This window comes from Arthrobacter sp. SRS-W-1-2016, from assembly GCF_002009585.1.
In the GTDB taxonomy this organism is placed as follows: domain Bacteria; phylum Actinomycetota; class Actinomycetes; order Actinomycetales; family Micrococcaceae; genus Arthrobacter; species Arthrobacter bambusae_A.
Genome location: NZ_MTPV01000028.1, coordinates 80,670 through 95,628 on the forward strand (window position 1 = coordinate 80,670; position 14,959 = coordinate 95,628).

General features: G+C 66.9%; 12 protein-coding genes. 3 read left to right on the forward strand and 9 right to left on the reverse strand.

The window, feature by feature from the left end; all coding sequences use genetic code 11:
• Positions 1 to 42: 42 nt before the first annotated feature.
• The gene (locus BMF89_RS07150) at positions 43 to 516 is read right to left on the reverse strand and encodes a GNAT family N-acetyltransferase (protein WP_078106379.1); all 474 of its coding nucleotides are present in this window, start codon (positions 514 to 516) and stop codon (positions 43 to 45) included.
• A gap of 105 nt (positions 517 to 621) precedes the next feature.
• Between BMF89_RS07150 and BMF89_RS07155 the strand changes: the two genes are divergently transcribed.
• On the forward strand, positions 622 to 1,845 hold the full coding sequence (locus tag BMF89_RS07155) for an amidohydrolase (RefSeq protein WP_078106380.1): 1,224 nt from the start codon (positions 622 to 624) through the stop codon (positions 1,843 to 1,845).
• 381 nt (positions 1,846 to 2,226) lie between these two features.
• Here the strand turns inward: BMF89_RS07155 and BMF89_RS07160 are convergent, their stop codons facing one another.
• Positions 2,227 to 3,834 (reverse strand): phospholipase D-like domain-containing protein, encoded by a 1,608-nt coding sequence (locus tag BMF89_RS07160; protein WP_171983424.1) that lies wholly within the window; start codon positions 3,832 to 3,834, stop codon positions 2,227 to 2,229.
• Positions 3,835 to 3,944: 110 nt separating this feature from the next.
• Between BMF89_RS07160 and BMF89_RS07165 the strand changes: the two genes are divergently transcribed.
• Positions 3,945 to 4,802 carry a phosphatase PAP2 family protein gene (locus BMF89_RS07165; protein WP_078106382.1) on the forward strand — a complete coding sequence of 286 codons (858 nt, stop codon included), beginning with the start codon at positions 3,945 to 3,947 and terminating at the stop codon, positions 4,800 to 4,802.
• Positions 4,803 to 4,838: 36 nt separating this feature from the next.
• Here the strand turns inward: BMF89_RS07165 and BMF89_RS07170 are convergent, their stop codons facing one another.
• Both BMF89_RS07170 and BMF89_RS07175 read right to left on the reverse strand, forming a co-directional pair.
• Positions 4,839 to 6,014, reverse strand: a complete 1,176-nt coding sequence (locus BMF89_RS07170; protein WP_078106383.1) for an EAL domain-containing protein — start codon at positions 6,012 to 6,014, stop codon at positions 4,839 to 4,841.
• Complete coding sequence (locus BMF89_RS07175) at positions 6,011 to 6,187, reverse strand: DUF1059 domain-containing protein (RefSeq protein ID WP_078106384.1); 177 nt, start codon at positions 6,185 to 6,187, stop codon at positions 6,011 to 6,013. The genes BMF89_RS07170 and BMF89_RS07175 overlap by 4 nt, the downstream gene beginning before the upstream one ends.
• A 161-nt stretch (positions 6,188 to 6,348) precedes the next feature.
• Here BMF89_RS07175 and BMF89_RS07180 point away from each other — a divergent pair, with 161 nt between their 5' ends.
• Positions 6,349 to 8,403 (forward strand): phosphocholine-specific phospholipase C, encoded by a 2,055-nt coding sequence (locus BMF89_RS07180; RefSeq protein WP_078106385.1) that lies wholly within the window; start codon positions 6,349 to 6,351, stop codon positions 8,401 to 8,403.
• Here BMF89_RS07180 and BMF89_RS07185 read toward each other — a convergent pair.
• The 5 genes from BMF89_RS07185 to BMF89_RS07205 form a co-directional block, all read right to left on the reverse strand.
• On the reverse strand, positions 8,400 to 9,377 hold the full coding sequence (locus BMF89_RS07185; RefSeq protein WP_078106386.1) for an NAD-dependent epimerase/dehydratase family protein: 978 nt from the start codon (positions 9,375 to 9,377) through the stop codon (positions 8,400 to 8,402). The genes BMF89_RS07180 and BMF89_RS07185 overlap by 4 nt on opposite strands.
• Positions 9,374 to 12,070 carry an alpha/beta fold hydrolase gene (locus tag BMF89_RS07190; RefSeq protein WP_078106387.1) on the reverse strand — a complete coding sequence of 899 codons (2,697 nt, stop codon included), beginning with the start codon at positions 12,068 to 12,070 and terminating at the stop codon, positions 9,374 to 9,376. The genes BMF89_RS07185 and BMF89_RS07190 overlap by 4 nt, the downstream gene beginning before the upstream one ends.
• On the reverse strand, positions 12,064 to 13,116 hold the full coding sequence (locus BMF89_RS07195; RefSeq protein ID WP_078106388.1) for a 3-oxoacyl-ACP synthase III: 1,053 nt from the start codon (positions 13,114 to 13,116) through the stop codon (positions 12,064 to 12,066). The genes BMF89_RS07190 and BMF89_RS07195 overlap by 7 nt, the downstream gene beginning before the upstream one ends.
• An 85-nt stretch (positions 13,117 to 13,201) precedes the next feature.
• Positions 13,202 to 14,494, reverse strand: a complete 1,293-nt coding sequence (locus BMF89_RS07200; RefSeq protein ID WP_078106389.1) for an MFS transporter — start codon at positions 14,492 to 14,494, stop codon at positions 13,202 to 13,204.
• Positions 14,491 to 14,949: a MarR family transcriptional regulator gene (locus BMF89_RS07205; protein WP_078106390.1), complete on the reverse strand. Its 459-nt coding sequence runs from the start codon at positions 14,947 to 14,949 to the stop codon at positions 14,491 to 14,493. Before BMF89_RS07205 ends, BMF89_RS07200 begins: the two co-directional genes overlap by 4 nt.
• Between the last annotated feature and the right edge of the window lie 10 nt (positions 14,950 to 14,959).

Here is a 14,959-nt window from a genome sequence, read left to right on the forward strand (position 1 = left end):
CCTGCCCGCGGCTTAGGGAACGTCTGCCTGAGTTCCGTTCGTTCAGAGGCGGAGTTCCATGAAAACGCTGTTTGGATCCAAGGTGTAGTCGGCGAAAGGCGGGCAATCGGTGAATCCGTGGCGGACATACAAGCGCCGTGCGGGTGCGAAATAGTCCTCGGCACCCGTTTCCAGGAAGATGCGCTCGTAGTTTCGGCGGCGCGCTTCATCCAGGATGTGGTTGAGCACGAGGGTCGCCACGCCGCGCCCCCGCGCACTGGCAGTGGTGTGCATGGATTTGATTTCGCCTTGCTTCCCCGAGCCAGGTGCGGAATCGATGAATTTGAGCGCACCACACCCGAGGAGCGTCCCGTCTTCGCGGGCCGTCCAAAAGGTGATCGAGGGTGCGGATAGCGCCGCGTGATCCAGTGCGTGGACACTTTCCGCGGGCGATGTGGCGAACATGTCCGCGAGGTGTTCGCTCAGGAGTTGATGGACATCCGCACGTGCCGGATCATCGGGCTCGACGTGAATCATCGACTCAAATTACACTCCCCTGCTTCGGTTTGCGGGTCTATGCTGGGTTTCCTGGTTGCGCCGCCTCGCCCAGGCGCTCCGAACTTCTACCGGGAGCGATGGTCCATGAACAGTTGTGAAACAGTCCTGGCAGGCCTTGAAGCAGAATTCGGCTGGATCCGGGACACGTACATCGATCTTCACAGGCACCCCGAACTGAGCCTTGAGGAGCAGAGGACTTCGAAGCTCGTCGAGGGCAAACTCGCGGCATTCGGCTATGCCGTAACCCGCGTCGGGGGCACCGGCGTCGTCGGAATCCTTGCAAACGGAGACGGCCCAACAGTGCTTGCCCGCGCGGACACGGACGCGTTGCCCGTCGCCGAGGCGACCGGGCTGCCTTATGCCTCGGCCGTGGACGGGGTCATGCACGCGTGCGGGCACGACCTTCACGTCGCCGCACTGCTCGGCGCAGCCAAGCTCATGGCGGACGCCCGCACAGCCTGGTCCGGGACGTACATCGCGCTGTTCCAACCCGGGGAGGAGATCGGAGCCGGATCCCAAGCAATGCTCGACGACGGACTCGTCGCCAAAGTGCCGCGGCCCGACGTCGCCTTCGCCCAGCATGTGATGCCGATCCCGGCGGGGATGGTCGCCACCAAGGCCGGCCCTGTCCTCTCCGCCGCCGATTCGCTCAGGATCACCGTGTACGGGAAAGGCGCGCACGGCTCGATGCCGCATATGTCGGTTGACCCCGTGGTGCTGGCTTCCTCCATCGTGCTACGGCTGCAGTCCATCGTCTCGCGGGAGACCAAGCCGGGCGATTTCGCGGTTGTCACGGTGGGGGCGCTCAACGCCGGAGCGACGGCGAACATCATCCCCGACCGCGCCACCCTCCTGCTCAACATCCGCACGTACGATACCCAGGTCCGCGCGTCCGTGCTCGCGGCCATCGAGCGGATAGTCAAGGGCGAATGCTCCGCCGCCGGATCGCCGCACGACCCCGATTTCGAGTACTACGACCAGTTCCCGCTCACAAGCAATGACCCTGCGGTGACAGAGAAGGTCCGGGCCGCATTCCTGGACCGCTTCGGGGCGGACTCCGTGCGCCAGGCCGTGCCGCAGACAGCGTCGGAGGACTTCAGCCGCATTCCGGACGCCTTCGGCGTGCCATACACGTTCTGGCTCCTGGGCGGCGTGGACCCCGGAAGCTACCGGGCCGCCGTCGAACGCGGGACAGTGGCCCGGGACATACCGGCCAACCACTCGCCGCTCTTCGCGCCGGTGATCGACCCGACCCTGTCCCTAGGCGTCCAAACCCACGTGGCTGCAGCGCTGTCGTATCTGGCTTAGGAGTACCACTGCCACTCGGGAGGGGCCCAGCCCGCCGGAACCTGATGGCTGTCCTTCGTACCGCACCGTGCGCAGCTGTAGCTTGCCGACGGCGGCCGTAATCCGCTGCCATCGACGGCGTAGACCGCCGGAACATACTCATGGAATGTCAGGGGAAACCCCGGGCCGCACCGCCCGCATGCCGGCACCCTGGGGGGCGCGGCGGGGACACAGGCACGATGAGCGGCCGTTCGATGTCCAGCACGGGCAAGCGGCATTGGTTCTCACTTCAGCCAGCGGGTAGTGGGTCAAACCTTATGCCAGGATTCGCCGAAGGGCCATGGGCACGTCGAAAGAGATGGTTCGCAATCAGTTATGGTGTGGCGCTGTGGTTCTTCCTTGCTAGAACCGGGTAGTGCCGCGCAGCCGCCGGGGACGGCCGTCCGGGTCGACGACGAAGCGGCTGAGCGGATCTGCCCACAGACGTTGGAGGGACGGCACGGGTTCCGGGGTGTGGTGCCGCACGTTTCCGGTGGGGCGGGGCGAGCGGCGCCCGGATTCATGCCAGTGGTCGAGAACGTCGGCTGCGGTGTTCCACAGCTTGAGCCCGGCGGCCGGGTCGTGGAGCACGGGATCGTCCTGGTCCAAGCCCAGGTGTTCGGCCCAGAGCTGGCGCCGGAGCCCGCGTGCCAACGGGCGGGAAGCGTCGTGGCCGTTATCTGAGCCGGGCGGTTCCCCGGTAGTGGTGTCGACTACGGCACAGGTGAGCTCGCTGTCAGTGGTCCAGGATCGGCGGTTGAAATTGTCTGAACCGCAGGTGAACCAGATGTCGTCGATGATGCAGATCTTGGCGTGGACGTAGATCGGAGTTCCGGAGCTGTTCTCCAGGTCAAACACGCCGACCCTGTCGGGGGCAGCCCGGCGCAACATCCTGAGGGCGCGAAGTTGCCCGAGCCGGCTTGCCGGCCCCGCGAGTGGGCCGTCGGAGTCGGGGTAACGGGGCACGACGGTGATCACCTTCAGCTCGGGGTTCCGTTCGAGGGCCGCTGCGATTCCGGCCGCGACCTCGGTAGACCACAGGTACTGGTCCTCGATGTAGATCAGCGAGCGGGCGCGGGCGAAGGCTTTCGCGTAGCCGCGGGCAATGCTGCGTTCCCCCTCGGGCGCGAACGGAAACGGCGGACGTTTCACCCCGTAGGTGCGCAGGAGCTGGACGGAATGGGGGCCGGCCGCCGGTGGCGGCGGTGCAGCCGCAGGGAGCGGCTCGGGGTGCCGGGGCATACGGGCCAGGCGCTGCAGCAGCATCCGGTACGGGGTGCGCCGGTCCAATGGATGGGGGTCGTTCCACCGTTCAGCGAACACTGCCAGCACATCCGCCACCACGGGTCCACGCAGTTCGAGCGCGGCATCATGCCACGGGGGACGTTTCCCGTACCGCGGATCCATGGACACCGCCTGCGGGTCCCCCGCATGGCCGGCGTCGTCCCGGCGGCTGTGCGAAAGGTCGAGACCGCCAATGAACGCGACGTCCCGCGACGGATCGTCACGACGCCGGATGACGAACATCTTCTGGTGGTGGGAGCCGAACAGGCGCACACGCTGATCCAACAGCACCTCTCCGCCGGCGTCGTTGATCTTGCGACTCAGGAGTTCGTTGGATCGCCCGCTCATCGGGGCCGATACCCGTTCTCCGTGGGATCTCCAGACAAGGCCCCTCACTTCCACCCCCGAGCGGGCCAGTCCGGCGAGCAAGTCACCAATCGTCGGTCCGTCTTCCAGGAGCCGCTCGTCCGCGTCGCCGCGCCAGTCGGTGAACCACACGCGGTCTCCCGCCCGCAGGGCAGTCAGTTCCTCATGCAATCGGGCAAAGTAGCTCGATCCGTGAATCAAGGGCCGCACGAGGTTGCCGTCGGACCACGATGGAGAACCCGCACCGCCTGAGTGCACCTCCGTGGCCAGATTCCCCCGCTCAGCGCGGCTCAGGAACCAGCTACCAGCGTCGTTGTCCACTCGGTGCTCCTTCCGGGGGCCCGGGGGCCGATCCTCTAATGTCCCGTCTGCAAACAGCATAGAAGGTAACCTTACTGATCAAGTCCATGCGCAATGGAAGGCGGAAGACGATGGGTGTTCACCCCGAAGGCACGTCGGACAACGAGTCAGCCGGAGGCGCGGGCGAACTCACTGACGACCGGTTCGTCGGTGACGCCGACCTTGCCCGGTGGAAGACACCTGCCGGCAGGTGGCTTGCCTCCCGCGCGCAACGCGTCAGCGCCCGGCTCGGCCCCTATGGCGTGCTGATCCTGATCCTGGCTGCCGGAGCCGTGGTCGCATCACTGCTGGCCTTCACGACAGGCCTTGTATATGAGGCGGTAACAGAAGCAGATGGCGTCGCCGCCCTGGACCACCCGGTCCTTGAAGCAGCGATGACCCTGCGCAGCCCCGCGCTGGACGCGGCAGCCACTGCATACACCGATCTGGGTGGAGGAATCGGGATGCCGATCCTTGCGGTGATCGCGACGGCCGTTCTGGTTCTGCGGCGCCGTTCCTGGACCCCGGCGATCCTCATCGTGACAGCCGCGGCCGGCTCCCTGCTCATGACAGTCGCAGGCAAGCAGCTCATCGGCCGGGCCCGGCCGCCGCTCAGTGATGCTGTACCGCCCTACGAGTATTCGCCGTCGTTTCCCAGCGGGCATTCGCTCAACTCGTTCGTGATCGCCGGAATTGTCGCCTATCTGATCATCCTGCGCTGCCGCTCCCGCCGGGCCCGCGCCTGGACGGTGACCGGCGCTGCCCTCTTCGCCCTGACCATCGGCCTAAGCCGCGTGTTCCTGGGTCACCACTGGCTCACGGATGTCCTGGCGGCGTGGACCCTCGGCGCCGCGTGGCTGGTCCTGGTCATCACCGCGCATCGCCTTTACCTCACCGCCCGAAAGACTGAGAAGAAGAGCCATTCCCTGGGCGGGACCGCAGGCGGTTGAAAGCCGGACCCGCCGCGGCCGGGCGACAGGAACACATCATGGCTGCTGTTGGTCCTTCGTGGCAGGGTCCGCCTCGGCGAGGGCCGTGATCATCCGTTCCATGCGGGCCACGCCGGCAAAGCGGCCGGCGTTGTCCGTGACAAGCAGCGGACTGAACCGGGTGTCCTGGGTCCGGGTCATGGAACGCGCCAGCGCCTCGCTGAGCGGTGTGTCGAGATTGACCTTCATCCCCGGAGTCATCATCCCCAGCGCTGCCGTCGTGGGGTCCAGTACCGCGACCGGCCGCCGGTGCTCCCCGAGCAGCACCACCATCAGCAGGTCCCGGGCGCCGTCGAACGCGGCAGCCGCGGCTGCGGTGCTCGTGGCCGTCGTCGCTGGTTCCACGATGTCACGCACAGTGCTTCGGTGGGTTACCGGCGGTTTCGACGCGAGGCGGTGGGCGACGTCAAGGTCGATCTGTTCCCACGCCGGCCCCGGCCGGGCAAGGCAATACCCCTGCACCAGCGGAACTCCGAGGGCAACAAGAGCGTCCAGTTCCTCCACCCGCTCCACGCCCTCTGCCAGGATCCAGGCATCCACGCGGCTCGCGAACGTTCCGAGCATGGAGATCAGTGCGCGCTTGGCTTCGTCGCGGTCGACGTCCTGGATGAGCTCCCGGTCAATCTTGATCAGCGAGGGCCGCAACGCAAGGAGGTGACGGAGCCCCGCATAGCCGGCACCGGCGTCGTCGACGGCGATCAGGGCGCCTGCGGCGCGCAGCTGGTTGAGGTCGGGTTCGAGCTCCAGATAGGAGTCAATCGGGGTTTGCTCGGTCAGCTCGATCACGAGTCCGCCAAGGTTTCCCTGGCCGCGCCAAATCTCCCGGATTTTCTCGGTCCGCAAGAGCTCCGGCGAGACATTGAGGCTCATGAAGCAGTTTGCCGGCAGGACCGGGCGTGCTTTGAGCGCCACCCGCAGGGCTGCAGCCTCGAGATCGGCCGACCGGCCGTGTGCGCGTGCGGCGGCAAACCACGCTTCGGGGTTCTTTTCAGGGAAGCCCGGAAACCGGGCGAGCGCTTCGTAACCCACCACCGTGCCGCGGGCAGTGTCAGTGATGGGCTGGTACGCCGCCGAAAGGCCCTCGCCGCGGCAAGCAGCGGACAGGTTCTCCGGCCAGTCCGGGCCGGCAGCGGACCCGGTGCCGGGTACGTGGCCTCCTGGCTCGTGACTCAACTAACGGGGACGATGGCTCTGTGGATTGCCTGCACGACGTCGGCCGGCAGTGCGTCCATTCCGTGCGCGGATGCGGCGTGGGCAGCCACGTTGACCAGGATTTCATCGTCTGTGCTGCACACCCAGCGGGCCTCGCAACCGGGAACCACATCACCACAGGCAAACGACTTCACTAGAGCTCCTTTTTCATCAACAGCGAACCTGACAACCTTACGTGACACCCGGACGTGGCATGTTGCCCAAAATTTGCCTTCCCTGCACCCAGCCTTTGCCTGGTGATGGAAGAGTCGGTCGGGGGTAATTCGTCAACAAAGCCAAGCACTGGGAGCAGCTCATGTCGGGTCTCAACCGTCGACGTTTTCTTCAACTATCAGGGGCCAGCGCGGCGAGTGCCGCAATCGCGGAGATGCTGGGCGAGAGCATCGCGCGCGCTGCCACCATCCCCGCCAACCGTGCCACCGGGTCGATCAAAGACGTCGAACACGTGGTCGTGTTCATGCAGGAGAACCGCGCGTTCGACCATTACTTCGGCACGCTCAGGGGCGTGCGCGGCTTTGGGGACCCGCACCCGGCGATCCTCCCGAGCGGGAAGGACGCTTTCGCGCAGAACAACGGAACTCGGGATATCCTCCCCTACCACCCGACCGCGCCGAACCTCGGGATGCAGTTCATGGAGGACCTCGACCACTCGTGGAAGCTCACCCACGAGGCCTTCAACATGGGCAAGTACGACAAGTGGCTCCCCGCCAAGTCCGAGGCCACGATGGCGTTCTACGAGCGCGGCGACGTCCCGTTCCACTTCGCCCTCGCGGACGCGTTCACCATCTGCGACCAGTACCACTGCTCGATCCTCGGCCCCACCGACCCGAACCGCTATTACATGTTCACCGGCTGGGACGGCAACGATTACAAGGCCGGAGGTCCCGACCTGTGGAACGCCGAGGTCGGATACTCGTGGAGCTCGTACCCCGAGGAGCTCGAGAAGGCCGGCGTGAGCTGGAAGGTGTACCAGGACGTCGGCGACGGCCTCGACGCGGCGGGCTACTGGGGCTGGACCAGCAACGCGTTCATCGGCAACTACGGGGACAACTCGCTGCTCTACCTCACGCAGTACCAGAACTCGAAGCCCGGCAGCCCGCTCTACGAGAAGGCGCTGACCGGCACGAACGCGAAGGCCGGCGACGACCTGTTCCGGATCTTCCGCGAGGACGTTGCGAGCGGGAAGCTGCCGCAGGTCTCGTACATCGTGGGCCCGGAGGCCTACACCGAGCACTCGAACTGGCCGCCGAACTTCGGCGCCTGGTACACGGCGAACATCCTCGACATCCTCACGTCCAACCCGGACGTCTGGAGCAAGACAGCTGTGTTCTTCATGTACGACGAGAACGACGGCTTCTACGACCACGTGGTCCCGCCGCACCCCAACACTTCGCAGATCCCCGGCGCGTCCACGGTCTCGACCGAGGGCGAGTGGTACGACGGCCGCATGACGTTCTCCGGCAAGTCCGACGTCCCGGGCCACTACGGCCTCGGCGTGCGCGTTCCGATGCTCGTCGTCTCGCCGTGGAGCATGGGCGGGTGGGTCTGCTCGGAGACGTTCGACCACACGTCGATCGTGCAGTTCCTTGAGACCCGCTTCGGAGTGAAGTCGCCGAACATCTCGGCCTGGCGCCGCGCCGTGTGCGGTGACCTCACGAGCGCGTTCGACTTCGCCTCGAGCGGCGGCGCGGCCCCCGCACTCCCCGACACGTCCGCGTTCAAGCCCGCGGACCAGAACCGGCACCCCAACTACGTTCCGACGCCTCCCGCGGTCAACTCGATGCCCGTCCAGGAGAAGGGCAGCCGCCCGTCGCGCCCGCTCGGCTACGCGCTCGACGTCGCGGCCACGGTGGCGGGCGGCAGGCTCTCCGCGCACTGGTCCAACACTGGTTCCCTCGGCGCGCACGTGCAGGTCCGCTCGAACCTCCTTCCGTCAGGCCCTTACTCGTACACGATCGGCGCAGGTGCGGCCCTCGACGCGTCCTGGTCGCTTGGCGCCGAGTACGACGTGCAGATGCACGGCCCGGCCGGCTGGTACCGCCGCTACGCGGGCACGACGGCGGCTGCGGACGTCCGCGTCGCAGTGACCCGCGACGGGATGGCTGGCCACGCGCGGTTCCGGATCGAGAACGCGGGCTCGGCTGCGGCCGCGCTCACGCTCACTGACGCGTACGGCGCCGGGTCGCAGGAGCTCGCGCTCAACGCGGGCCAGGCCAAGACCGTGGTGATCCCGACGCAGGGGGGCTGGTACGACCTCAAGCTCACCGCTGCGGCGGATCCGAAGCTCGTTCGGATCCTTGCGGGGCGGCTCGACAATGGCAGGGCGCTCACCTCCGACCCCCAGCTTTAGCCCACGGCGCCTCGATAGTGCTCGGCCAGCCGAGCCAGTCCCTCATCAAGGGAGACCGCGGGCGTCCAGTCGAGGAGTTCACGGGTTTCGCGCTGGTCGAACCAGTGGGCGGTGGAGAGCTGCTCGGCGAGGAATCTGGTCATCGGCGGCTCTTCTCGGCGCCCTGTCCAGGTCCAGAGTTTTTCCACCACAGCTCCCGCCGCCCGCGCCACAGCACCCGGCACGGTCCACGACGGCACGGCGACGCCCCCTGCTGCGCATATGCCTGCGAGCAGTTCGCCGACCGGGCGTGGCTCGCCGTTGCTCACGACGACGGATCGGCCATGGACATGTTCCATGCGGTGCAGCGCGGCGACGATGGCCGAGGCGGCGTTGTCCACGTAGGTGGTGTCGATGAGGGCCGCACCGGCGTCGAGCAGCGGGAGGCGGTTGCGGCTGGCGCGGGCCAGGACCCGTTCCACGAGCTGGGTGTCGCCAGGGCCCCAAACGATATGGGGGCGCACCGCGGCGACCCGGAAGTCCGGAGCGTCCGCTGCTAGCGCCAGCAACTCAGCTTCGGCCTTGGTGCGGGAGTAGTTGCCGCGCGCATGCTGCGGGTCGGCTGGCTCCGCCCCCAGCCCGACGATCGAGGTGCCGGAGTTGGCCACCGACGGGGAGGAGACGAAGACTACGTCCCGTACCCCGGCCGCGCGGGCGGAATGGAGCACATTGCGGGTCCCCTCGACATTCACCTCGTCGAACTCCGCTGCACGGCCCGTGAAGGATACTTTCGCGGCCAGGTGGATGATTCCCTCCGAGCCTTCGACTGCTCTCCGGAGTGCCGCACCGTCGGTCAGGGAACCGCGGAAGTCCGTCGCGCCGTCGACTCCTGAGGGACGGCGCTGAAACGTGGCCACGACGTGGCCTTGGCGGACCAGTAGCCGGGCAACTTCCCGTCCGAGCAGCCCGCTCGCACCGGTGACGAGGACCCTCACGGCTCTCCCGGCCGGCCGCCGGCCAACACCCGTGAAGCCCAGCGGGACAGCCGGGTCCTGTCGATCTTGGCGTTGTGTCGGATATCGGTGGGCTGCGCGGGGACCGCGAGCACAGCGGAGACCTTGACGCCAGCCTCAAGGGCTGCCTCGCGGACACGTGCGGCGAGCGCCGGCGCAGCAAGGCCGGCTTTGCGGGAGGGAGGGACGGTCTCGACGACGGCGACGACGGCCTGGGTCCCTGCCGGTCCGACGCCGGTGATGGCGGCCAGCCGGACGCAGTCGAGGCTTTCGATCGCCCGTTCGGCACCCACGGGCGTCACCACCGCCCCGGGCGCCGTCACGACATGGGCGAGACGTCCTTCCACCCAGAGCCGTCCGGCGTCGTCGAAGTGGCCCACGTCGCCAGTGCGGTGCCATCCGGGCGGGCTGATGCTCCCCCGCTGGGTCAACCACAGCCTGTCGTAGGCTTCCTTGACGTGTGCGGCGCTGACGAGGATTTCCCCGGTCACGCCAGCTTCCGTCACTGCATGGGATCCAGGTGCGGTCCCATCCGCAGCCAGTGGGACGACGGCCACGCTGGCGCCATGCACGGGCTTCCCGACGCACACGCCGTTGCCTGCTCCCGCAACCGTACCGGCGGCGGCTTCGGCGTCGGCGGCCTGGATTTGTTCGAGGCTGATATCGGTGACAGGCAGCGCCTCGGTCATCCCGTACGGGGTATGCAGCGAAGCCCGGGGCAGCAGCTGCTGCCCCTGCGCCAAGAGCCGTTCCGGGACGGGCGCGCCGGCAGAGAGAAGCAACCCGACACCTTCCAGGGCTGGATGCCCTGCCCCGCTCACGTCATCCCGGGTGGCAAGGACGTTGCGCAGCGCAGCCGGAGAAGCGAAGACGACGGTAGCGTCGATGGCCGCGGCTGCGTCCGCGAGCGCGCGGGCCGTCAAGGTGCGGGGCGCAGTAACGTCCATGTCTGGCGTCACCGAAACAGCTCCGAGCGCGGGCCCCAGCAGGGCGAACGGGGCGAAACCCGCCACGAGCCGGGCACCGGGGCGGATCCCGAAAGTTTCGGCCAGCGTATCGCGCATCGCGGCCAGCTGCCGGTGCGTATAGAGCACGCCTTTCGCCGGACCGGTGGAGCCTGAGGTGAAGAGCACGGCGGCCGGCGCATCCGGGTCCACAACGTGCACGGGCAAGCCTGAACCATGCTTGGCACCGAGCCCGGCCAGGGCGGTGAGAGAGGTTTCGACACCCAGGATCCGGCGGCGGGCAGCCGGTAGGTCCCGGACGCTGATCCGCCGTCCCGGCCAGCCGAGCACCGAGGCGGCCGCCAGCGCTTTGTCGATTCCGATGAGGAAATCGGCGGTGGCGCCCTTCAGCGCCCGGCTCAGGCCTCTGGTTCCCAATCCGGCGTCGGCCACGACCACTACCGCGCCGATCCGCAAGCATGCGTAGAGGGCTACGGTCAGGTCCACTCCGGGCGGAACCATCAGGCTCACCCTGCTGCCGTTCCCCACCCCGGCTTCCCGCAACCCCGACGAAAGGTCAAGGATGTTCCGGTCCAGCTGCTGCCAGCTGAGGGAACGGCCGACGCTGCCGTCCGGAGCCATTTCCGCAACGGCGATATCTTCCTTCGCCGGTCCCGTCGCGAGCTCGCCGAGCGATTCCCAAAGCGCCCGGAAATCCGCGTGCGAGCGCCCGGCCGCACCGTTCCCCCCGTGACCGCCGCTCGTTGGCTCTTCGACTCTGTCAGGCTCGCTTGCAATCACACTCCCGTGCTCGGCAAGCCACTGGAAGACAGGTGTGGCAATGTCCCGGTCTTCCGCCACGAGGTGTCCCGCGCCTTCGAAGCGGTGCACGTCGGCGTGCGGAAGCCGCGTGATGAGGTCTTTGAGGTACCGGTCGGAAAAGATGGGATCCCGGGGGCCCCAGAGCATCAGGGCAGGGACCTTCAGCCCGCGCAACCCTTCCGCGACGCGTGTGAGCGCAGGGAAGCTCGGATGGGAAGCATCCGCGGGAATATCCGCCACAAAGTTCCCTACCCCGGCCCGGCGGGAGGCTCCGCGGTAGGGGGCCATGTAGGCGTCTCGAATGTCGGCGGGCAGCGGCGGGTTCGCCAGCGAGTGTGTCACCCGCAGAAAGGCGTCCGACGTCGTCGTGCCCCACCGGTGAACGAGCGGGTGCAAGGCAAGCCGGAGGGCTGGCGGGATTGCCGAATCGGAGGGGCGATGCACGGCGGTGTTGGTCAGCACCACGCCCTTGACCTGCCGCGGGTGCGCCAGTGCCCAGCCCAGGCTGATGACGCCGCCCCAGTCGTGACCCACCGTCACCACCGGGCCGTCCAGGTCCAGTGCGTCCGTGAGGTCGCCCAGGTCGTTGATCCGGTCCGCCAGGCGCCGGAAGGTGCCGCTGCGCTCGGAGTAGCCCATGTCCAGTTGGTCTACCGCCACAACGCGCCACGGATGGGCCGCGTCCGATCCGGCGGCCAGCAGGGTCCGCCACAGGTAAGACCATGTGGGGTTGCCGTGCACGCACAGCAGGGTGCCGGCGGGAGCCAGGCCGCGGCGGGAGAGCTGGGCGCCGTTGTCCAACACGTGCCAGCGGCGCACAGTGCCTGGCGCATCGACGGCGGAAGTGGACGGGACGCCGATTGTCCGGGACCACTCCGGATCGACCCCGGGCCAGAGGGTGGCTACCAAACGATTTCCACCATTCCCGCGTTCAGCCCTGAACCAACACCCATGCACAACACACGGTCTCCCGAGCTCAGCGACTGCGCCTCGGCTGCCAGGGTCATCGGGAGCGAGGCCGGTCCCACGTTGCCCCAGTGCGGGAACGTGATCGGAACCTTGTCCGCGTCCAGGTCAATGGCATTGATGATCGCTTGGGTGTAGGCATTGCTGACTTGATGCGTGACGTAGCGGTCCATGGCGGCCCAGTCCCACTCCGGCTGGGCTTCCTGCCAGGCGTCGACGACCAGCTGGAGGCCGCCGTCGAGCAGCCCTTTCGTGTCGGTGGTCATCCCGTCGATGCCTCCCACGCACAATTCGTGGTGTTCCGTGCCGGCACGCATCACGCCGCCAATAAGCCGGTGCGCCCCGGGGTGCTCGTCCGCGGGGCCCAAGACTGCTGCGGCAGCTCCGGAACCGAGCGTGAGGGTGGCGAACTCGCGGCCGAAGTCTTCACGGGTGGTCTCAGGCCGCTGCAACCGGGCCAGTGTGGCTTCCTGGGTCACCTGGGCGTCCTCGCCGTTGACGATGACCGCGTACTTGATCTGTCCGGAGTCGATCATGTTGGCCGCCAGGATCAAGGCGTTCACGAATCCAAGGCAGGCGTTGGCCAGGTCGAAGTTCATGGCCGACGACGGCAGGCCGAGTTCGTGGTGGATCTTCACCGCCACGGATGGTTCGAGATTGCGCCGCGTGACCGAAGTATTGATCAGCAGGCCGATTTCGGACGCTTCGACGCCGGCCTCTGCCAAGGCCTTCGCGCCGGCTTCGACCGCGGCGTCATCGAATGATGTCCCGGCGGCCCACCAGCGGCGGTGCGTGACGCCGGCCACGCGCTCAAGCAGCCGCGGCGGGAACTTCAGCCGCTGCAGCGTTGAAGCCAACCTGCGGTCGAAATCCGTGGAACTCACGATCCTGGGAGCCTCGATACAGCTCACCGAGAGGAGCGCGGTGTTACTGTGCCTGAAGGTTGCATTCCCTGCCAAGTCAAGCCCCTGTTCGTTTCCGTGCTGCATTCATGCGGTGACTGTACCCATAAGTGCAAGCCCAAGAGCTTAACTATGCCCGTCCAACCGCGGATCCCGCGCATTTTGTGTGGAATTACGCAGCTTCCTTGGTTTCGGCGTCGTGAATATTTCGATCCCGGTGAGCCATTCGCACGAAGACGGTCCGGACTTGGCTGCGGAAGGTCAGGTCGTTTTTCCGGCTGACCACGATCACTGCGCAGAAGGCGGTCAACAGCACAACAGTGCCGGCGACTGCCACCGCCCAGCGCGGACCGAATTCAGTGCCGATCCACCCCATGAGTGGGGCGCCCAAGGCGGTCCCGCCCTGCATGACGGCCATGTACAGCGCCAGCACGCGCCCCCGGAATTGTGGTTCCGCCGAGAGCTGGATACTCGTATTGCAGCTGTTCAGGAAGGTCATGGAACCGATGCCGACCGGAATCAGCGACGCTGCGTAGAGCCAGAATGACGGGGAGATACTCCCGATGAGGGTGAAGATGCCCATGGTGATGGCCCCGAGCAGCAAAAAACGCATCCGCGGGCCGGACCTCCTGGCCGCCATGAGCGCCCCGGCCAGCGTCCCCACCGCCATGATGGAACCCAGAAGGCCGAATTCCCCGGGCCCCATGCCGAACGCCGTCGTGGACATGAGCGCATTGGTAACGGGAAAATTCATGCCGAATGCGCCCAGGATCCCGACCATGACAAGAATGAGCACCAGGTCCGGGCGTCGGCTCACGTAGCCAAGGCCCTCCACCACCGGATGCTTCCCGTTGCCTGCCGGTGCCGAGGGGAACAGCGCGGAAGGCTGAATGCGCCACAATGAGACGAGGACGGCGGCGAAGCTGGCCGCGTTGAGCAGGAAAACGGGTCCCGTGCCGATCCAGGCGATCAGGACCCCGGCGATGGCCGGTCCAGTGAGCCGTGCGGTGTTGAAGGAAGCAGAGTTCAGTGCCACGGCATTTGCAACATGCTCTTGCCCCACGAGTTCGGAAACGAAGGCCTGGCGAGCCGGCCCGTCAATGGCGCTGGCCACTCCAAGGCAAAGGGCGGCCACATACAGTTGCCACAACTGCGCCGAGCCGGTCAGGACCAGAAGCCCGACAAGCAATCCACAAAGGCCCATGGCCGACTGTGTCCACCGCAAGGTCCTCAGTTTGCGGTATCGGTCTGCAATCACGCCCCCGTAGGGACCAAGCAACAGCATGGGCAGGAACTGCAGCCCCGTGGTAATACCCACGGCCGTACCGGAATGATTGGTCAGGACCGTCAGCACGAGCCAATCCTGCGCGATTCGCTGCATCCACGTGCCGATGTTGGACACCATGGCTCCTGAGGCCCATAACCGGTAGTTGCGGTTTTCCAATGCCCGGAACATGGCGCTCATCGTGCGCTCAACTCCTGCAGGATGTGCGCCGCGCGGCTGAGCGTCAGGCGCTCTTCCTCACTGAGTCCGGCAACCCGCTGAGCCAGCCATGCCGTCCGCTGGCTCCGGGCCTCGTCCAGGACTTCCTCACCGGCCGGAGTGATTCCCACCTGGACCTGGCGGCCGTCCACCGGATCCGCTGACCGCGACGCAAATCCCTTTTCGGTCAGCGAATTCACGATCCGGGTCATCGACGGCGCCTGAACATGTTCCCGCTCGGCCAGTTGCCGAAGGGTCTGGGAGCCGCTCCGAAGGTGCGCCAGGACGGTGTACTGGCCCGGCGTGAGGACATCGCCGCTCGCCTCGATCCGCAGCCGCCGGGACGTGCGCATCACGGCAGTCCGCAGATCGATCGCGAGCACGTCCGGTTGGATGTCATCCGTCGGGTGCAGGGAAACTTTATTGGTGTCAGTCATGGTGCCTCCA